Source organism: Sphingomonas sp. URJC2 (genome assembly GCF_059803575.1).
Genome location: NZ_JAPFGX010000012.1, coordinates 55233 through 71050 on the forward strand (window position 1 = coordinate 55233; position 15818 = coordinate 71050).

Annotated in this window: 9 protein-coding genes; 5 read left to right on the forward strand and 4 right to left on the reverse strand. The window is 71.5% G+C overall.

What is annotated here, in order from left to right; all coding sequences use genetic code 11:
- The first annotated feature begins 151 nt into the window (after positions 1 to 151).
- The gene (locus OPU66_RS06795; protein WP_498552853.1) at positions 152 to 2233 is read left to right on the forward strand and encodes an autotransporter assembly complex protein TamA; all 2082 of its coding nucleotides are present in this window, start codon (positions 152 to 154) and stop codon (positions 2231 to 2233) included.
- The gene (locus OPU66_RS06800; protein WP_498552854.1) at positions 2230 to 6423 is read left to right on the forward strand and encodes a translocation/assembly module TamB domain-containing protein; all 4194 of its coding nucleotides are present in this window, start codon (positions 2230 to 2232) and stop codon (positions 6421 to 6423) included. Before OPU66_RS06795 ends, OPU66_RS06800 begins: the two co-directional genes overlap by 4 nt.
- A 166-nt stretch (positions 6424 to 6589) precedes the next feature.
- Here the strand turns inward: OPU66_RS06800 and tolA are convergent, their stop codons facing one another.
- Positions 6590 to 7042 (reverse strand): cell envelope integrity protein TolA, encoded by a 453-nt coding sequence (tolA, locus tag OPU66_RS06805; protein ID WP_498552855.1) that lies wholly within the window; start codon positions 7040 to 7042, stop codon positions 6590 to 6592.
- Between the two features lie 158 nt (positions 7043 to 7200).
- Here tolA and OPU66_RS06810 point away from each other — a divergent pair, with 158 nt between their 5' ends.
- Positions 7201 to 10209: a PAS domain-containing protein gene (locus tag OPU66_RS06810; RefSeq protein ID WP_498552856.1), complete on the forward strand. Its 3009-nt coding sequence runs from the start codon at positions 7201 to 7203 to the stop codon at positions 10207 to 10209.
- A gap of 56 nt (positions 10210 to 10265) precedes the next feature.
- On the opposite strand, the gene OPU66_RS06815 is transcribed toward OPU66_RS06810, so the two are convergent.
- Together OPU66_RS06815 and OPU66_RS06820 are read right to left on the reverse strand one after the other, a co-directional pair.
- Complete coding sequence (locus tag OPU66_RS06815; protein WP_498552857.1) at positions 10266 to 12572, reverse strand: putative bifunctional diguanylate cyclase/phosphodiesterase; 2307 nt, start codon at positions 12570 to 12572, stop codon at positions 10266 to 10268.
- Positions 12569 to 13153: a cupredoxin domain-containing protein gene (locus OPU66_RS06820; protein ID WP_498552858.1), complete on the reverse strand. Its 585-nt coding sequence runs from the start codon at positions 13151 to 13153 to the stop codon at positions 12569 to 12571. Before OPU66_RS06820 ends, OPU66_RS06815 begins: the two co-directional genes overlap by 4 nt.
- 141 nt (positions 13154 to 13294) lie before the next feature.
- Between OPU66_RS06820 and OPU66_RS06825 the strand changes: the two genes are divergently transcribed.
- Complete coding sequence (locus OPU66_RS06825) at positions 13295 to 14185, forward strand: DUF3034 family protein (RefSeq protein ID WP_498552859.1); 891 nt, start codon at positions 13295 to 13297, stop codon at positions 14183 to 14185.
- Between the two features lie 11 nt (positions 14186 to 14196).
- Complete coding sequence (locus tag OPU66_RS06830) at positions 14197 to 14700, forward strand: group I truncated hemoglobin (RefSeq protein WP_498552860.1); 504 nt, start codon at positions 14197 to 14199, stop codon at positions 14698 to 14700.
- A gap of 6 nt (positions 14701 to 14706) precedes the next feature.
- Here OPU66_RS06830 and OPU66_RS06835 read toward each other — a convergent pair.
- Positions 14707 to 15818 (reverse strand): L,D-transpeptidase family protein (locus OPU66_RS06835; RefSeq protein ID WP_498552861.1); only part of this gene is annotated, 1112 nt, incomplete at its 5' end.

A 15818-nucleotide genomic window follows, 5' to 3' on the forward strand; every position in this document is an offset into this window, starting at 1 on the left:
GGCTTATGCGCAAGCCCTTAAGCGAGGCTTAAACCGGCCATCGTGCCGACCCGCAGGCCGGGCGCGGCGCACGGCGCTGAAAGCGGCTGAAAGCGATTGTGGAACCGGTCGTCAGGCGTCAGGGTTGTGGGCGGAGGATGAAGGGGTCCAGGTGAGTGCATTGACGTCATTGGCCGCGATCATGGCGTTCGCGGCACCGGCCGGACCGCAGCCCGCACCTCCTCCGCCCGCCGCGTCGCCGGCGGACGGCACGCCGCTGGCCGCTGACGGGCCGGGTGTCGAGCCGCCGGTCATCCCCGATGCCGCCTTCGACGCCATGCTGCCCCCGGTCGGCGACGATCTGGATGCGCCGCTCGCGCCGCTGCCGGCGCCTGTTGCGCCCGCGCCCGCCGCAGCGGATCCGGTGCAGGCTTTGCCGCCGGAGCTGGACGATCCGCTGCCGCCGCTTGGCAGTTTCGCGCTCGATCCGCCCGCCGGGCTGGCCGAGGCGACGGCCCCGGCCGAGGAACTGCGCTACCGGCTCGAGGTCGAGGGGCTGGACGCGGTCGGGCTGGAGCGCCGCTTCCGCAGCCTGTCGGCGCTCGACCGCGGCGACGGGGATGCGGCCAATGGCGCGGTGGTGCTGGCGCGGGCGCGCGAGGATGAGCGGCTGGCGCTGTCGCTGCTGCGCGCCGAAGGCTATTATGACGCAACCGGCAGCGTCACCCTGGAGCCGCCGCGCGACGGGCGGCCGCTGACCGCGCGGCTGCGCTTCGTGGCCGGTGCGCGTTATCGTCTGGGCCGGATCAGCGTCACCGGGCCGGACACCGATCCGCCGGGCCTTGCCCGCGATGCGCTGGCCCTGAACGGCGGCGAGCCGCTGGCCGCCGCGCTGATCGAGGCGGCGGAGGCGCGGGTGAGCGTGCGCCTGCCCGAGCGCGGCTATCCGTTCGCGACCATCGGCGCGCGCGACGTGCTGCTCGATCCCGAAACGCGGCTAGGCGATTACACATTGCCGGTCGATCCGGGACCGCTGGGCGCGTTCGGCACGATCCGGACCGGCGGCCGGCCGGTGTTCGATGCCGCCCATGTCGCGGTGCTCGCCCGGTTTCGCAGCGGCGAGCGTTATGACGGGCGCAAGGTCGACGATCTGCGCGACGCGATGATCGCGACCGGGCTGATGTCGGGCGTCGCGGTCACGCCGGTTGCCACCGAACGCCGCGATGCCGAAGGGCGGATGCTCGTCGATCTCGATGTGACGCAGCAGGCCGGGCCGCCGCGCACCATTGCCGCGCAGGGCGGCTACCAGACCGGTCAGGGCCTGACGCTGCGCGGCAGTTGGACCCACCGCAACCTGTTCCCGCCCGAAGGCGCGCTGATCGTGCAGGGGGTGATCGGCACGCGCGAACAATCGGCCGGGGTCAGTTTCCGGCGTGCCAATGCCGGTCGCCGCGACCGGACGGTCGAGCTGGGGCTGCGCGGCGCGCGCCAGCGTTACGAGGCCTATGACGCGCTGACCGCGTCGGTGTCGGCGCGCATTTCGCGCGAATCGACCCCGCTGTGGCAGAAAATCTGGACCTGGGCCTATGGCGTCGAACTGCTGGCCAGCGACGAAGACCGGCGGGTCCAGCCGCGCGACGATGCCCGGGGCACCTATTTCATCGTCGCCCTGCCGGGCCAGCTTGGCTATGACCGCTCGAACAGCCTGCTCGATCCGACGCGCGGCTTTCGCGTGACCGGGCGGCTGACGCCTGAGCTGTCGCAGCGCGCCTCGGGCGGGATGGACCGTTATGCGCGCGGCATTGTCGATGTCAGCGGCTATTATCCTGTCCGCGACGATCTGGTGATCGCCGGGCGGGCGCGCTTCGGCACGATCATCGGCACGCCGCGCGACCGCATCGCGCCGTCGCGGCGGCTCTATGCCGGGGGCGGCGGATCGGTGCGCGGCTTCGGCTTTCAGGAACTGGGGCCGCGCGACACCGCCAATGCCCCGCTTGGCGGACGCAGCGTCGTCGAGGCGGCGGTCGAGGCGCGCTACCGGTTCGGCGATTATGGCGTCGCCGCCTTTGTCGATGCGGGCCAGGTCTATCGCTCCAGCCTGCCGGGGCTGTCCGACATTCGCGCCGGGGTGGGCATTGGCGGGCGGCTTTACACCAATTTCGGCCCGATCCGCGTCGATGTCGCGACGCCGATCGCGCGGCGGCCGGGCGAATCGCGCATCACCCTGTTCATTTCGATCGGACAGGCATTTTGACGGACGCTCCCGCCGCCGCGCAGCCCCGGCGTTTTGCCCGCGCGCTGCGCCGCCTCGCCGCCGTGCTGGCGCTGGTCGCGGCGCTCGGCGTGGCGGCGCTCGTCGCGCTCGACAGCGATGCCGGGCGGCGGCTGGTCGCCGACCGGCTGGCGCGGATGGAGACCGCGTCCGGCCTGTCGGTCCGGATCGGGCGCATCGACGGGTCGCTGTTCGGGCGGATGGTGCTGCGCGACGTGGCCGTGCGCGATCCGCAGGGGGTGTTCGCCAATGCGCCCGACATCAGGCTCGACTGGCGCCCACTCGCCTATCTGGGCGGCCATATCGACCTTCGCGACCTGTCGGCACCGCTGGTCGTGGTCGCCCGCCGCCCGGCGCTGCGGCCCGTGCCGGCCGATCCCGACCGGCCGGTGCTGCCCGATATCGACCTGACGCTCGGCCGGCTGGCGGTGGAGCGGCTGGTGCTCGCCCCGGCGGTGACGGGGCGGGCGCAGACGCTTCGCCTGTCGGGGCGGGCGCGGATCGCCGATGCGCGCGCGCTGGTCGCGGCCGATCTGGCGGCGCTGAACGGCGGCGACCGGGCGATGCTCCGCCTCGATGCCGCGCCCGATGCCGGGCGGCTGGTGATGGCGGCGTCGGTGCGTGCGCCCGCGGGCGGCGCGCTCGCCGCGCTCGTCGGGCTGAAGGCCCCGCTCGCGCTCGATCTGGCGGGGCGGGGCGACTGGCGGGCATGGGACGGGCGGCTGATCGCGGTGCATGGCGGGCGGTCGCTCGCCCGGCTGGCGCTCACCGCGCGCAATGGCCTGTTCCGCGCGCAAGGGCCGACCCGGCCGGGGCTGATCGTGCCAGCACTTGCCCGGCTGACCGGCCCGGCGCTGGCGATGGACCTGTCGGCGCAGCTGGCGGACCGGCGCGCCGATGTCCAGCTGAAGCTCGCATCCGCCGCCCTTGCGGTGTCGGCCAGGGGCGATGTCGATCTGGCGCGCAACCGCATCGGCATGGCGACGCTGTCGGCCGATCTGATGCGTCCCGCCATGCTCGCCCCCAATCTCGCTGGCAGCGGCGTTCGCCTGCGCGCGCGGATCGACGGGCCGTTTGCGCGGCCGCGCATCGATTATCGGCTCAATGCGGCGATGCTGGGCTTTGGCGACACGCGGGTCGAGGGGCTGGCCGCGGGCGGTGCGGCCCGCATCACGCCCGGCCGCATCCTGATCCCGTTGCGCGCCCGCGCCGCCCGGATCACCGGGCTGGGGCCGTCGCTGGGTGATCTGCTGACCGGCGTTACGCTCGACGGCCAGATCGCGGTCAGCGGCGTGCGGCTGCTGGCCGATGATCTGCGCATCCGCGCGCCGCGCATCGATGCGCGGGCGGTGATTGCCGCCGATCTTGCCGCCGGCACCTATCGCGGCGCCCTGTCGGGCCGGGTCGATCGCTATCTGGTGCAGGGGGCCGGGCTGTTCGACCTGTCGAGCGACATCGATCTGGTCGCGCCGCGCGGCGGCGGCTGGGCACTGGCCGGGCGGTTCGCGGCGCGCAGCGTGCGGATCGACAATGGCGCATTGCGCGACCTGCTGGCCGGGCAGACGCTGATCACCGGGCGCATCGGCTATGGCCCGACCGGGGTGGCGACGCTCGACAGGCTGCGCGTCGCCTCGCCGGGGCTGACCGTGACCGACGGCGCGGGGCGGCTATGGCCCGATGGCCGGATCGATGGCCGCGCCGCCGGGATTGCCGGCCGCTATGGCCCGGTCAGCGTCGCGCTGTCGGGGACGCTCGCGCGGCCGGTCATTCGCCTGACCGCCGCCCGGCCGCGCCTCGGCATTCCGCTCACCGATGTCGAAGCGGTCGTGCGCGGCACCGCCGCCGGTTACGAGGTCAGCGCGACCGGCGGCTCATCCTATGGGCCGTTCGCCGCCGATCTGCTGGTCGTGACCGGGCAGGGGCCGCTGCGCATCGATGTCAGGCGCGGGCGCTTTGCCGAACTCGATCTGTCGGGCGCGCTCGTCCAGACCGGGGCCGGGCCGTTTGCGGGCACGCTGGCGGTATCGGGCAATGGCGTCAGCGGGCAGGCGGTGCTGGGCGGCGAAGGCGATGTGCAGACGGCGCGGCTGTCGGCCACCGCGCGCGATGCCCGGCTGCCATCGGACCCGCCGGTGATGATCGGCCGGGCGCTGATCGCGGCCGATATCGCGCTTTACCCCGATGCCCCGCGCATCATTGCCGATGTCCAGGCCGCCGCCGTGACGCGCGGCGAGCTGCGCCTGCGCCGTGCGCGCGGGCGCATCGATCTGCGCGGCGGGCGCGGCCGGGCGGCGCTGGTGGCAGAGGGCGATGCCGGCATGGCGTTCAGGCTGGCCGCCAATGCCGCGCTGTCCCCCGGCATCATCCGGCTGGCGGCGGACGGCGAGCTGGGCGGCATTGCCCTGCGGCTGGCGGCTCCGGCTGTGATCCGTACCATCGGCGACGATTATCTGCTTGATGAGGCGCGGGTGATCGCCGGCAGCGGCGGCGAATTGCGGGTCGCCGGGCGGCTGGACGGCGACGGCGGCATGGCTGTCGACGCCCGGTTCGACCGGTTCGATCTGGCGGTGCTGGGCGCGGTGTCGGGCGGGTTGGGCATTGGCGGGCGGGCGACCGGGCGGCTGAGCTTTGCCGATACGGGCGATGCCATGCCGCGCGCCGACCTGCGCCTGTCGGTTGCCGATTTCACCCGGGCGAGCGCCGCTGCCGTGTCCGCCGGGGTCGATCTCGACGCGGTGGCGACGCTGCGCCCCGAAGGTGCCGAGCTGAAGGCGCTGGCGCGGCGGGGCAGCGTGACCATCGGCCGGTTGCAGGCCCGGCTCCAGCCGCCGGGGACGGCGGGGGGCTGGACCGAAAGGCTGGCGGCGGCACCGCTCAGCGGCGGGCTGCGCTATAACGGCCCCGCCGATCTGCTGCCGGCGCTCGCCGGGCTGACCGATCACCAGCTTGCCGGGCCGATCGGCATCGCCGCCGATTTCGGCGGCCGTCTTGCCGAACCGCAGCTGGCCGGGCTGGTCCGCGCCAAGGGGCTGACCTATCTGAATACCGTTTACGGGACGCGGCTGACCGATCTGTCTCTTGCCGGCCAGTTCACGAATGATCGTCTTGAAATCAATCGGTTGACGGGCAAGGCGGGGGACGGGACCGTCACCGCCCAGGGGCGGATCGGCCTGGCCTCGGCCGCGGGCTATCCGGTTGATCTGACCGTCGATCTCGACCAGGCAAGGATGGCACGCTCCGATGCGCTGGGCGCGACCGCGACTGGCCGGCTGCGCCTGACCGGCCCGTTCACCGAGGGCGTGCTGATCGCCGGCGAGCTGCGCCTGCCCGAGGCGCGCTATCAGGTCGTGCGGCAGGGCGCAGCCGAGATCGCGGTGCTCGAAGGCGTCAGACGCAAGGGCGATCCGATGCCCGAACCGGGTGCTGCCGCGGCCGAGCGCCGCCGCGCCGCCGCCGCCGGGCTGTTCCGGTTCGACCTGAGGCTGCGCGCGCCCGACCAATTGTTCGTCTCCGGCATGGGGCTGGAATCCGAATGGGGGGCCGATCTGCGCATCGGCGGCACCTCCACCGCGCCCGCGATGACCGGCACCGTCAATCTGGTGCGCGGCACCTACAGCTTTGCCGGGCGGCGGTTCGATCTCGACCGCGCATCGACGCTGAGTTTCCAGGGCGGCACCAACCCGCTGATCGACATTCGCGCCAATGCGGAGATTGACGGGCTGACGGTCGCGCTGGTCGTCACCGGGCGCGCGCAAAGCCCGCAGATCGCGCTCACCTCCACCCCCAGCCTGCCGCAGGATGAGTTGCTCGCCCGGGTGCTGTTCGGCGAATCGATCACCAACCTGTCGGCGCTGCAGGCGGTGCAGCTGGCCGCCGCGCTCAACAATCTGCGCGGCACCGGCGGTGGGCTCAATCCGCTGGGCAAGCTGCGTTCGGCCGCCGGGATCGACCGGCTGCGCATTCTGGGCGAGGATCAAAGCACCGGGCGCGGCGCGGCGCTCGCCGCCGGAGCCTATGTGTCGAACGACATCTATGTGGAAATCATCACCGATGCGCGCGGCTTCACCGCCACCCAGATCGAGGTCGCGCTCAGCCGCGCGCTCAGCATCCTGTCGCAGACCAGTTCGTTTTCGGGGACCAGCGTCGAGCTGCGCTATCGCCGCAATTATTGAGGCTGGCCGATCCTGTGCGGGCCGGTGCCGCTGCGCCACGCGTCGGCCAATGGCGGAACCGGACCTTTAGAGCGGCCGATACGATTGCATCGGATCGGCCGCTCTAATCCTTCGATTTTCCGCATTTTCCCAGTTGCCGGATGTTTCAACCCGGCTTGAAAATGCTCTAACCCATCGCCCCGGGGCTGAAGGTCAGGTCGAACTCGTCCCAGCCGGTTGCATGAAGGTCTGTCGGCAACACCAGCGGTGCGCAGCGCAGCACCGAGGTGATCGCCGCATCGGCCATCAGCGGCGCGAACACCCGGTTGACCGGGGTGATCCCGCTTTGCGCGACCACCTCGGGCGCGGCGGCGACATTGCCGTCGGGAGCGAGGCGGACGCGCACCCGGGTGACGATCTGCCGGGCGGGGCGGGCGACGCGCGGTGGGCGATAGCAGCGACGCACCTGATCGGCGGCCGATGCAATGGCCTGAGACAGCGCGACCGGATCCGGGCCGCGCGGGGCATTGGCCTGTCGCGCCGCGCAGCCGCCGGCCAGCAGCATGGCGCTCAACGCCAGAACCAGCGCCGGGCGCGATGGGCATGACAGCGGCGGGACGGGCAGCAACGCAGGGCGCATCGCCGCGATGCTTAGCGGGATTGCGGCGTTTTTGAAATCCGGGACGTGGCGCTGCCGCCCCGCAAAGCCAGACGATAATCTGCTTGGGTTGGCTGGCACCTGCTTCTAGACTGGATTGGGGGCGTGAACTTGCACTTTGGCGAAAAGCGGGGGCCGATGTGTCCGGTGACGCGGTGATCAATATGCGGACGGCCGGGCCGCCGGACGGCGCTGCCGATGCGGGCGGCGCGCCCCGCTTTCCGCGCAGCGGCGGGCCGATCCGGGATGCGGTCGCGCAGCATGGCTGGGCGGCCACGCCGCTGGGGCCGCTCGACGCCTGGCCCCAAAGCCTGAAAACGGCCGTCGAGCTGTGCCTGGCGATGCCGGGGGCGTCCGCCGTCTGGTGGGGACCGGCGCTGGTGCAGATCCCCAATGATGCTGCAATGACATTGTTCGGCGGCGATGCGCTCGGCCAGCCGGCGCAGCATTTCTGGGCGGCCGCATGGGACCGGATCGCAGCCGGGCTGGCCGCCATCGGCGTCGATCGCCGCGCCGGCGGGGCGGAGAGCGCCAGCACTGCCCCAGCCCCCGCCGCTCCGGCCCCCGGCTTCAGCTATGCGGCGCTGCGCAACGAGGCCGGCGAGATTGCCGGCGCGTTCGTGACCGTCGCCGACGGGGGCGCCGATCTGCGGCTGGCGGTCGAGCGGGCGCAGCTGGTGCGCATGTATGAACAGGCCCCCGGCGCGATCGCACTGATCGGCGGGCCGGACCATCACTATGTGACCGTCAATGCCGCGCATCGCCGGCTGTTCGCCCGCGACCTGCGCGGCATGGTTGCCGCCGATGCCCATCCCGAGCTGTTTCGCGACGGCCTCGGCTCTGCGCTGGCGCAGGTGGCGCAGACCGGCAAGCCCGCCCGGCTGGACGGGGTGCGACTGGCGCTGCCCGGTGCCGAGCCCGTCTATCTCGACATTGCGCTCCAGCCGATGCCGGGCGCGGACGGCACGGACAGCATCTTCCTGATCGCCAATGACGTGACCGAGCATGTCCGCACCCGCCGCGCGGCCGAGGAGGACCGGTCGCGCCTGCATGCGCTGGCCGATCATCTGCCGGGCGTGATCGTCTATCAGATGGAGATCAACCCGGATCTGAGCGGGCGGCGCTTCACCTTCATCTCGGCCAATTGCGAGGCGTTGAGCGGCGTCCCGGCGGCGGCGGCGCTGGCCGATCCGATGGCGCTGATGGGCGCGATCCTGCCCGAGGACATGGTCCGCCTGTATCATGAGGAACTGGCGGTCATCGCCAGCGGTACGGGGCTGGAAACCGAGGTGCGCACCGATCGCGGCGACGGCATCCGTCACGTCCAGGTCCGCACCCAGCCGCGTGCCGCCATTGACGGCCGGCTGCTGTTTGACGGGATGCTGATCGACGTCACCGAGCAGCGCCGGACCGAGGCGGCGCTGCGCGACAGCGAGGCGCGGTTCCGCCTGCTCGCCAATGTCGTGCCCAGTTTCATCTGGTTCGCCGATGCGCGCGGGGTGATCCATTTCATCAACGACCGCTGGTATGAATATTCGGGCCAGACGCCGGAGGTTGCGCTGGCGCATGGCTGGTTCGATGCCGTGCATCCCGACGATGCGCCGGTCATTTCCGCCGTGTGGCGCCGCACGCTGGCCGAGGGCAGCTCCTATATGGGCGAATGCCGCTACCGCCGGCATGACGGGGCCTATCGCTGGTATGTCGCGCGCGCCGAGCCGCTGCGCGATGCATCGGGGCGGATCACCGCCTGGTGCGGATGCTCGACCGATGTGCACGACCTGAAATGCGCCGAAGAGGCGGTGCAGGCGAGCGAGGAGCGGCTGCGCGCGATCACCGATGCGATGCCGGCGCTCATCTCCTATATCGACCGCGAGCACCGCTTCCGCTTCGTCAACCAGGCCTATCAGCGCTGGTTCGACCGGCCGGTTGCCGACATTCTCGGCAGCCATTCGCGCGATGTGCTGGGCGACGACATGTACCGTGAACGGCTGCCGCGCATGCTCGAGGCATTTTCCGGGCAGGCGGTGGCCTATGAAAGCCCGTTCGTGCAGGGGCCGCAGGCGCGGTCGACCATCGTCCAGCACATTCCCCATCTGGATGCGGAGGGCGCGGTGCTCGGCGTCTACACGCTGGTGCAGGACGTGACCGAACTGAAACGGATCGAGGCCGAGCTGCGCGACAGCCGCGACCGATTGCAGGCGGTGCTCGACGCCGCGCCGGCGGCGATCCTGATCGCCGAGGATCCGTCATGCGCGCACATTGTGGGCAACCGGGTGGCGACCGAGCTGATGGGGCTGCCGGCGGGGGCCAATCTGTCGAAGCACGCACCCGATAGCGATGTCGGCCATGTCCGCGTGCTCGACGTGAACGGGGGAGAGGTCAGGCCCGAGGATCTGCCGGTCCAGCGCGCGACGCGCGGCGAAACGCTGACGATGCACGAAGAGCAGCTGGTGTTCGACGACGGGCGGCGGGTCCATCTGCTCGGCAATGCCGCCCCGCTGCGCAACCTCGATGGCGGTGTGCGCGGCGCGGTGTGCGCGCTCATCGACATCACCGAGCGCAAGCGCGCCGAGGAGCGGCAGAAGCTGCTGATCGACGAGCTCAACCACCGGGTGAAGAACACGCTCGCCGTCGTGCAGGGGATCGCGCAGCTCAGCTTCCGCGATGCCGATATCGATCCGGCGGTGCGCGCGGCGTTCGAAGGGCGTCTGGCCGCGCTGGCGACCGCGCATGAACTGCTGACGCGCGGCAATTGGAGCCCTGCGCCGATATCCGAGGTGCTGGGCGGAACGCTGTCGGGGCTGGGCGTCGCCGCCGACAGCCTGAGCCTTGCTGGCCCGCATGTGCTGCTGCCGCCCAAGACCGCCGTGTCGATCGCCATCGCCGCGCATGAACTGGGCACCAATGCGCTCAAATATGGCGCATTGTCGGTGGCCGGTGGGCGGATCCTGATCGACTGGGCGGTCGCGGCGGGGCAGCTGTCGCTGGTCTGGCGGGAACAGGGCGGGCCGCCGGTCGCGCCGCCGCGCCGCCGGGGCTTTGGGACGCGGCTGATCGAACGCGGGCTTGCCGCCGAACTGGGCGGCACGGTCGAGATCGCGTTTTTGCCCGAAGGCGTGGTCTGCCGGATCGACGCGCCCGCCCCCTGACCTGCGCGCCCTGACCTTTGCTCCCTGCCCGGCGGGCAGATGGCAATCGGGCGCGATCAGGCTGCCTGTGCCTGACCCTGGCTGTCGAGCAGCCGCATCACCTCGGCCGCCGGCAGCGGGCGGCTGAAATAAAAGCCCTGGATGGTGTTGCATCCCTGCGCACGCAGAATGTCGAGCTGGTCGACATTCTCCACCCCCTCGGCGGTCGTTTCCATGCCCAGCGCGTCGGCAAGGCTGGTGATCGCGCGGATCATTGCCGTCGCCCCGTCATGTTCGAGCAGATCGACGATGAAGCTGCGGTCGATCTTGAGCTTGTCGAACGGAAAGGCGCGCAGATAGCTGAGCGAGGAATAGCCGGTGCCGAAATCGTCGAGCGCGATCCTGACGCCCAGCCGCCGCAGCGCGTGCAGCGAGGCGAGCGTCGCCTCGACATTGTCGATGAACAGGCTTTCGGTGATCTCCAGCTCCAGCCGGGCCGGGGGCAGGCCGCTGGCCGCCAGCGCCTGGAGCACGACGGTGTTGAGCGTGGCCGACCGGAACTGCACGGCCGAGATGTTGACCGCGACGGCAAGGTCGCCGGGCCAGCCGGCGGCGATCCGGCAGGCCTCGTGCAGCGCCCATTCGCCGATCGGCACGATCAGCCCGGTCTCCTCGGCCAGCGGCACGAACTGGGCCGGCGACACCATGCCGCGCACCGGATGGTTCCAGCGCAGCAGCGCCTCGAACGCGCACACCCGCGACTGGGCGAGCGAGAAGAGCGGCTGGAAATACAGCTCCAGCTCCCCCTTCACCAGCGCATCGTGCAGATCGACTTCGAGCGCGCGGCGCGCCTGCGCCTCGGCATCCATCGCGGCCTCGAAGAAGCGGAAGCCGTTCTTGCCGTCATTCTTGGCCTTGTAGAGCGCAAGATCGGCGTTTTTGAGCAGCGCGGTCGCCTCGGTGCCGTCATCGGGCGCGAGCGCGATGCCGATGCTGGTGCCGATCACGATGCGGTGGCCGTTGACGGTGAACGGTTCGGCCATCCGCGAAATGATCGTCCGCGCGATCCGCGCCGGCTGGCCGGCGGCGGCGGGCAGGATCACCGCGAATTCGTCGCCGCCCAGCCGGGCGACGAACCCGCCCGGACAGGCCTCGTCCAGCCGCTTCGCCACATCGCACAGCAGCGCATCGCCGGTCGGATGGCCGAGCGTGTCGTTGACCGATTTGAAATTGTCGAGATCGAGGCAGAACAGCGCGAACCGGTCGTCGCGGGCGAGCGCGAGGCTCATCTGCTCACGCAGCAGGGTGCGGTTGGCGAGCCCGGTCAGCGCATCGTGAAACGCCATGTGCGCGATCTGGCGTTCGCGCTCGCTGATCGCCGTCACCATGGTGTTGAAGCTGCGCGCCAGCCGCCCGATCTCGTCGCCGGTTTCGACCGCCACCTCGGCATGGTGGCCGCGGCTGACCCGGCGCGCCGCCGCATCGAGCGCCAGGATCGGCCGGCTCAGCCGCCTCGCCGTCAGCCAGGTGCCGATGATCGCCATGCCGACGCCGAGCAGCCCGAAGCCGAGCAGCACCCACAAAATGGGCGCATAGGCGGCCATCGCCGCCGTCAGGCTGTATTCGAGGACGAGCAGCCGCGGCGCATCCGCCTCAAGGCTTTCGACCGGGCGGGCCTGCACCAGCCGGCGCTCGCCCGCGACCGCCAGCTCGACCGTGCGGCCCGGCGCGCGCCCGTCGCGCAGCGCGGGGGGCAGTTCGGCCGGGACGGCGAGATGCGGGCGCAGGTCGATCAGCGTCAGCCGGGCGAGCGCGCGCAGATCGGCCGGGGCCATGTCGCGCGCAAACACCACCCAGCCGACGGTCATCGGCGCGCGCACCGGCGCGGCGGCGGCCATATGATCTTCCCCGCTCCACCGCGCGATGCCCTGTTCGCGCCCGGCCTCGAGCGCGGCGAGCAGGCGGTCGCGATCCTGATCGGTAAAGCCCGGCGGGCGGGCGACGACATCGCCATCTGCCGAGACGAACATCGCATGATCGGCCTCCAGCCGCGCGGCGAGGCTGTCGAGTGCCGACAGGATCGTGGGCGCATCGCCGGTCGCCGCCGCCTCGCGAAAGCCGAAATCCCCGGCCAGCACGCGGCCGGCCTGGGCAAGCTGGTCGAAATGCATTGCCGCGATGCGGTCGAAAATCGCGCTGCCGGTGCGCATCTGGTCGCGGATCATGCGTTCGGCATAGCGGGCGATGGCGGCCTGAGTGCCGATCAGCGTCAGCGCGCTCGTGAGCGCGAACATCAGCCCGAAAAACACCGTCATCCGCACGGTGAGCGTCGCGCCCAGCCGCCCGGCCACGCGCCGCCAGATCCGGCCGCCCGCGCGGATCATCGCTCGGGCCCCAGCGGCAGCACGATGCGCTGCCCGGCCGGGCGGGCGGGCGCGCCGGGGCCGAAGGGCAGCAGCATTTCCTGATCCTTGCCCTTCAGCCGGGGGTGCCAGATGGTGATCCGCCCGCGTCCGTCGGGCAGCCCGGCCAGCCTGACCCTGCCGCCCGCATCGCTTCTGGCGGCAAAGGGCGTGTCGACCACGCGGATGAACCCGGCCATCCGGTCATGGATGTTGCAGCCAAGCGCGACCGCGCCCGGCGTGGTGAAGGTGTAGCTGCGCGTCTCATCACGCCCGAACAGCTTGATCTCAAACCGCGCCGCGCGTGAGAAGGAATAGACATGGTGGCGCACCTTGTCCCGGTTGGGAAAGCGCACCGTCGCCCCCACCGGCACGATCAGCACATGGGGCACGAACGTCACATTTTCCTGCACCATTTCCGCCGGCCAGGGAAAACGGATAGGCCCGGGCGGTGCGCCGCCGGCGGGATGGAAAGTCATCACCGCATCGGCGACCGGCTGGCCGGCGCTGTCGACCAGCCGCAGGTCAAGATCGGCCGCATGTGCGGGCGCCCCCGCCAGCATGGCCGCTACAGCCGCGACGCGCCATGTCGTCAGGGCGGTCGGTGCACTCCGGGCCGGGCGGCAGGTCTGGCGGGCGGGGCGAAACATGACGCTGTCTCTAGCCGTCAATAAGTCTCCAATCTTTTAATCTATATTACGCGGATGATGCCCGCCCGCCGACTGATCCCGCCCGGTTTTCTGCCGATCCTTGCCGCCGCCCTGCTGGGTGCCGGTGCGACCGCCGCCGCCGCCCGCCCGCTGACGACCGGGGGCAAGCTGCTGCTGACCAACGGCATCTCGACGCTCGACGGCGCGGCCGGGGGCGGGCTTGCGCCCTGGGCGGTGATTGCCGGCAATGGCACCGATGACGGCATCGGCGCACAGGCGCAGCTGACCCGGGTGGTGCTGCGCGATTATGATTATCGCGGCATCGGGGTGGCGGTCGGGTTCCGCGACCGGGTCGAGCTGTCCTTTGCCCGGCAGAGCTTCGACACCAACCGCATCGGCGCGGCGCTCGGGCTGGGGCGCGATTACCGCTTCGTCCAGAATGTGCTGGGCGCGAAGGTCAGGCTGGCGGGCGATCTCGTCTATGGCCGGATGCCGGCGGTCGCGCTCGGCGCGCAGCTCAAGGACGGGCGCAACGATGCCGTGGTCCGCGCGCTCGGTGCGCGGGCCGACCGCGATGTCGATGTCTATGTCTCGGCCAGCCGGCTGCTGCTCGCGCACAGCCTGCTGGTCAATGGCACGCTGCGGCTGACCCGCGCCAACCAGCTCGGCCTGCTCGGCTTTGGCGGCGACAAGGGGGGTGGGCGGATGCTGGCGTTCGAGGGATCGGCGGCGTGGCAGCTGTCGCGGCGGCTGGCGATTGGCGGCGAATACCGGATGAAGCCCGACCGGCTGGGCATTGCGCGCGAGGATGACTGGGTGGATCTGTTCGCGGCCTGGGCGGTCAACCGCCACGTCACCGTGACCATTGCCTATGTCGATCTGGGCGAAATCGCCACCCGCCCGCGCCAGCGCGGCGTGCTCGTCCAGCTTCAGGCCGGTTTTTGAGGGGAGGGGAGATGATCGCGCTGCTGCTGACGCTGGCTCAGACCGCCGGGGCCGTTTCGTCCCCAACCCCCGCGCCCCCGCCTTATGCGATGCCGGGCGAGGAGGCGGTCGCCCCCTATGTGCCCGGCCCCGCCAATCTGGGCGCGCGGCCCTTTGCGGGCGACGCGATGGCACAGGCGTTTCACGGCCGCGCGGGCATTGAGCGCATCGTCACCCGCATGGTCGCTGACGCCCGCGCCGATCCGGCGATTGCCGAAATCTTCGTCAATCAGGACATGGTCCGGCTGCGCCGCACGCTGACCGAGCAGATCTGCGCGATCCTCAATGCCGGCTGCACCTATTCCGGCCGCGACATGGCGAGCGCGCACAAGGATCTGGGCATCCGCCGCGCAGACATGAACCGGCTGGTCGAGCTGCTCCAGCGCGCAATGACCGCCGAGGGCGTCAGCTTTGCCGCGCAGAACCGGCTGCTCGCCCGGCTCGCGCCGATGCATGACGCGGTGGTCGAGCGCTGAACCGGCTCAGTCCGGGGGCGCGCCCCGGTCGGCCAGCTGGGCGGCGACCGCTTCGTCGCGCCGGTAGATGTCGGGCAGCTGGCTGATCCGGCCATTGTCGTCGGCAATGGCCGTCAGATAGACGATATAGACCGGCAGCGGCGCGACCGGCAGGCGCAGCGTGTCGCCGCCCGCGACCTGCGCATCGATCTGCGCCCGGCTGCCGCCGGTCAGCAGGGCGGCGAGGTCGAGCGGGTTTTCGGTGCGGATGCAGCCATGGCTGAACGCGCGCACCGGGCGGGCGAACAATGCCTTGGCCGGCGTGTCATGGACGAAGATGCTGAACGGGTTGGGCATCACCAGCTTCATCAGCCCCAGCGAATTGCCCGGCCCCGGCATCTGGCGGACGCGCAGATGCCCGGCGGCGTCGGCCTGCCAGACATAGCCGCGCGCGCGGGCGGTGGCCGGATTGCGGCGGATGAGCGCGCCGACGCTTTCGGCGACGATGCTCGCCGGCACGTCCCACCAGGGGTTGAGGATCACGCCGGCAACTTCTGCGCCGAATTGCGGCGTCGGCGTCTGCGCGCGGCCGACAATGACCCGGTGGCGCGCCGTCACCCCGCCGCCTTCGACCAGATCGAGCGTGTAGCCCGGCACATTGACCAGCAGATGCCGCGCGCCCAGTTCGCGCGGCAGCCAGCGCCAGCGTTCCATGTTGACGCGCAGCGCCTCGATCCGCGCGGCCTCGCCCGGCGGTGTCGCCGCCAGCGCGGCGCGCAGCGCGCGATATTGGGCATGGCGCGGGGCAAGCGCCGCCAGTTCAGGCCCGATCCGCCCGCCCGCCAGCGCCGCCGCCATCATCCGGTCGATCGCCGCGCCATCTGCGGCCGGCCCGGCAACGTGCCAGTCGCGCCGCGCGGCGGCGGTCACATGCCCTTCGATCAGGTCGCGCGCCAGCCGGCGATAGCTGGCGGTTGCCGCGCGCGCGATCAGCACCGCATCGCCTGCGCGCAGCGCCGCGTCCAGCGCCTCGGGGGCATAGTCGCGCGGGTCCAGCCCGTCATCGGCCGCGGCCACGATGGCCGCGCGCAGCCCCCGCGCGGCAGCGACCGTCCAGCCGGGCGCGGCGCTGGCCGGAT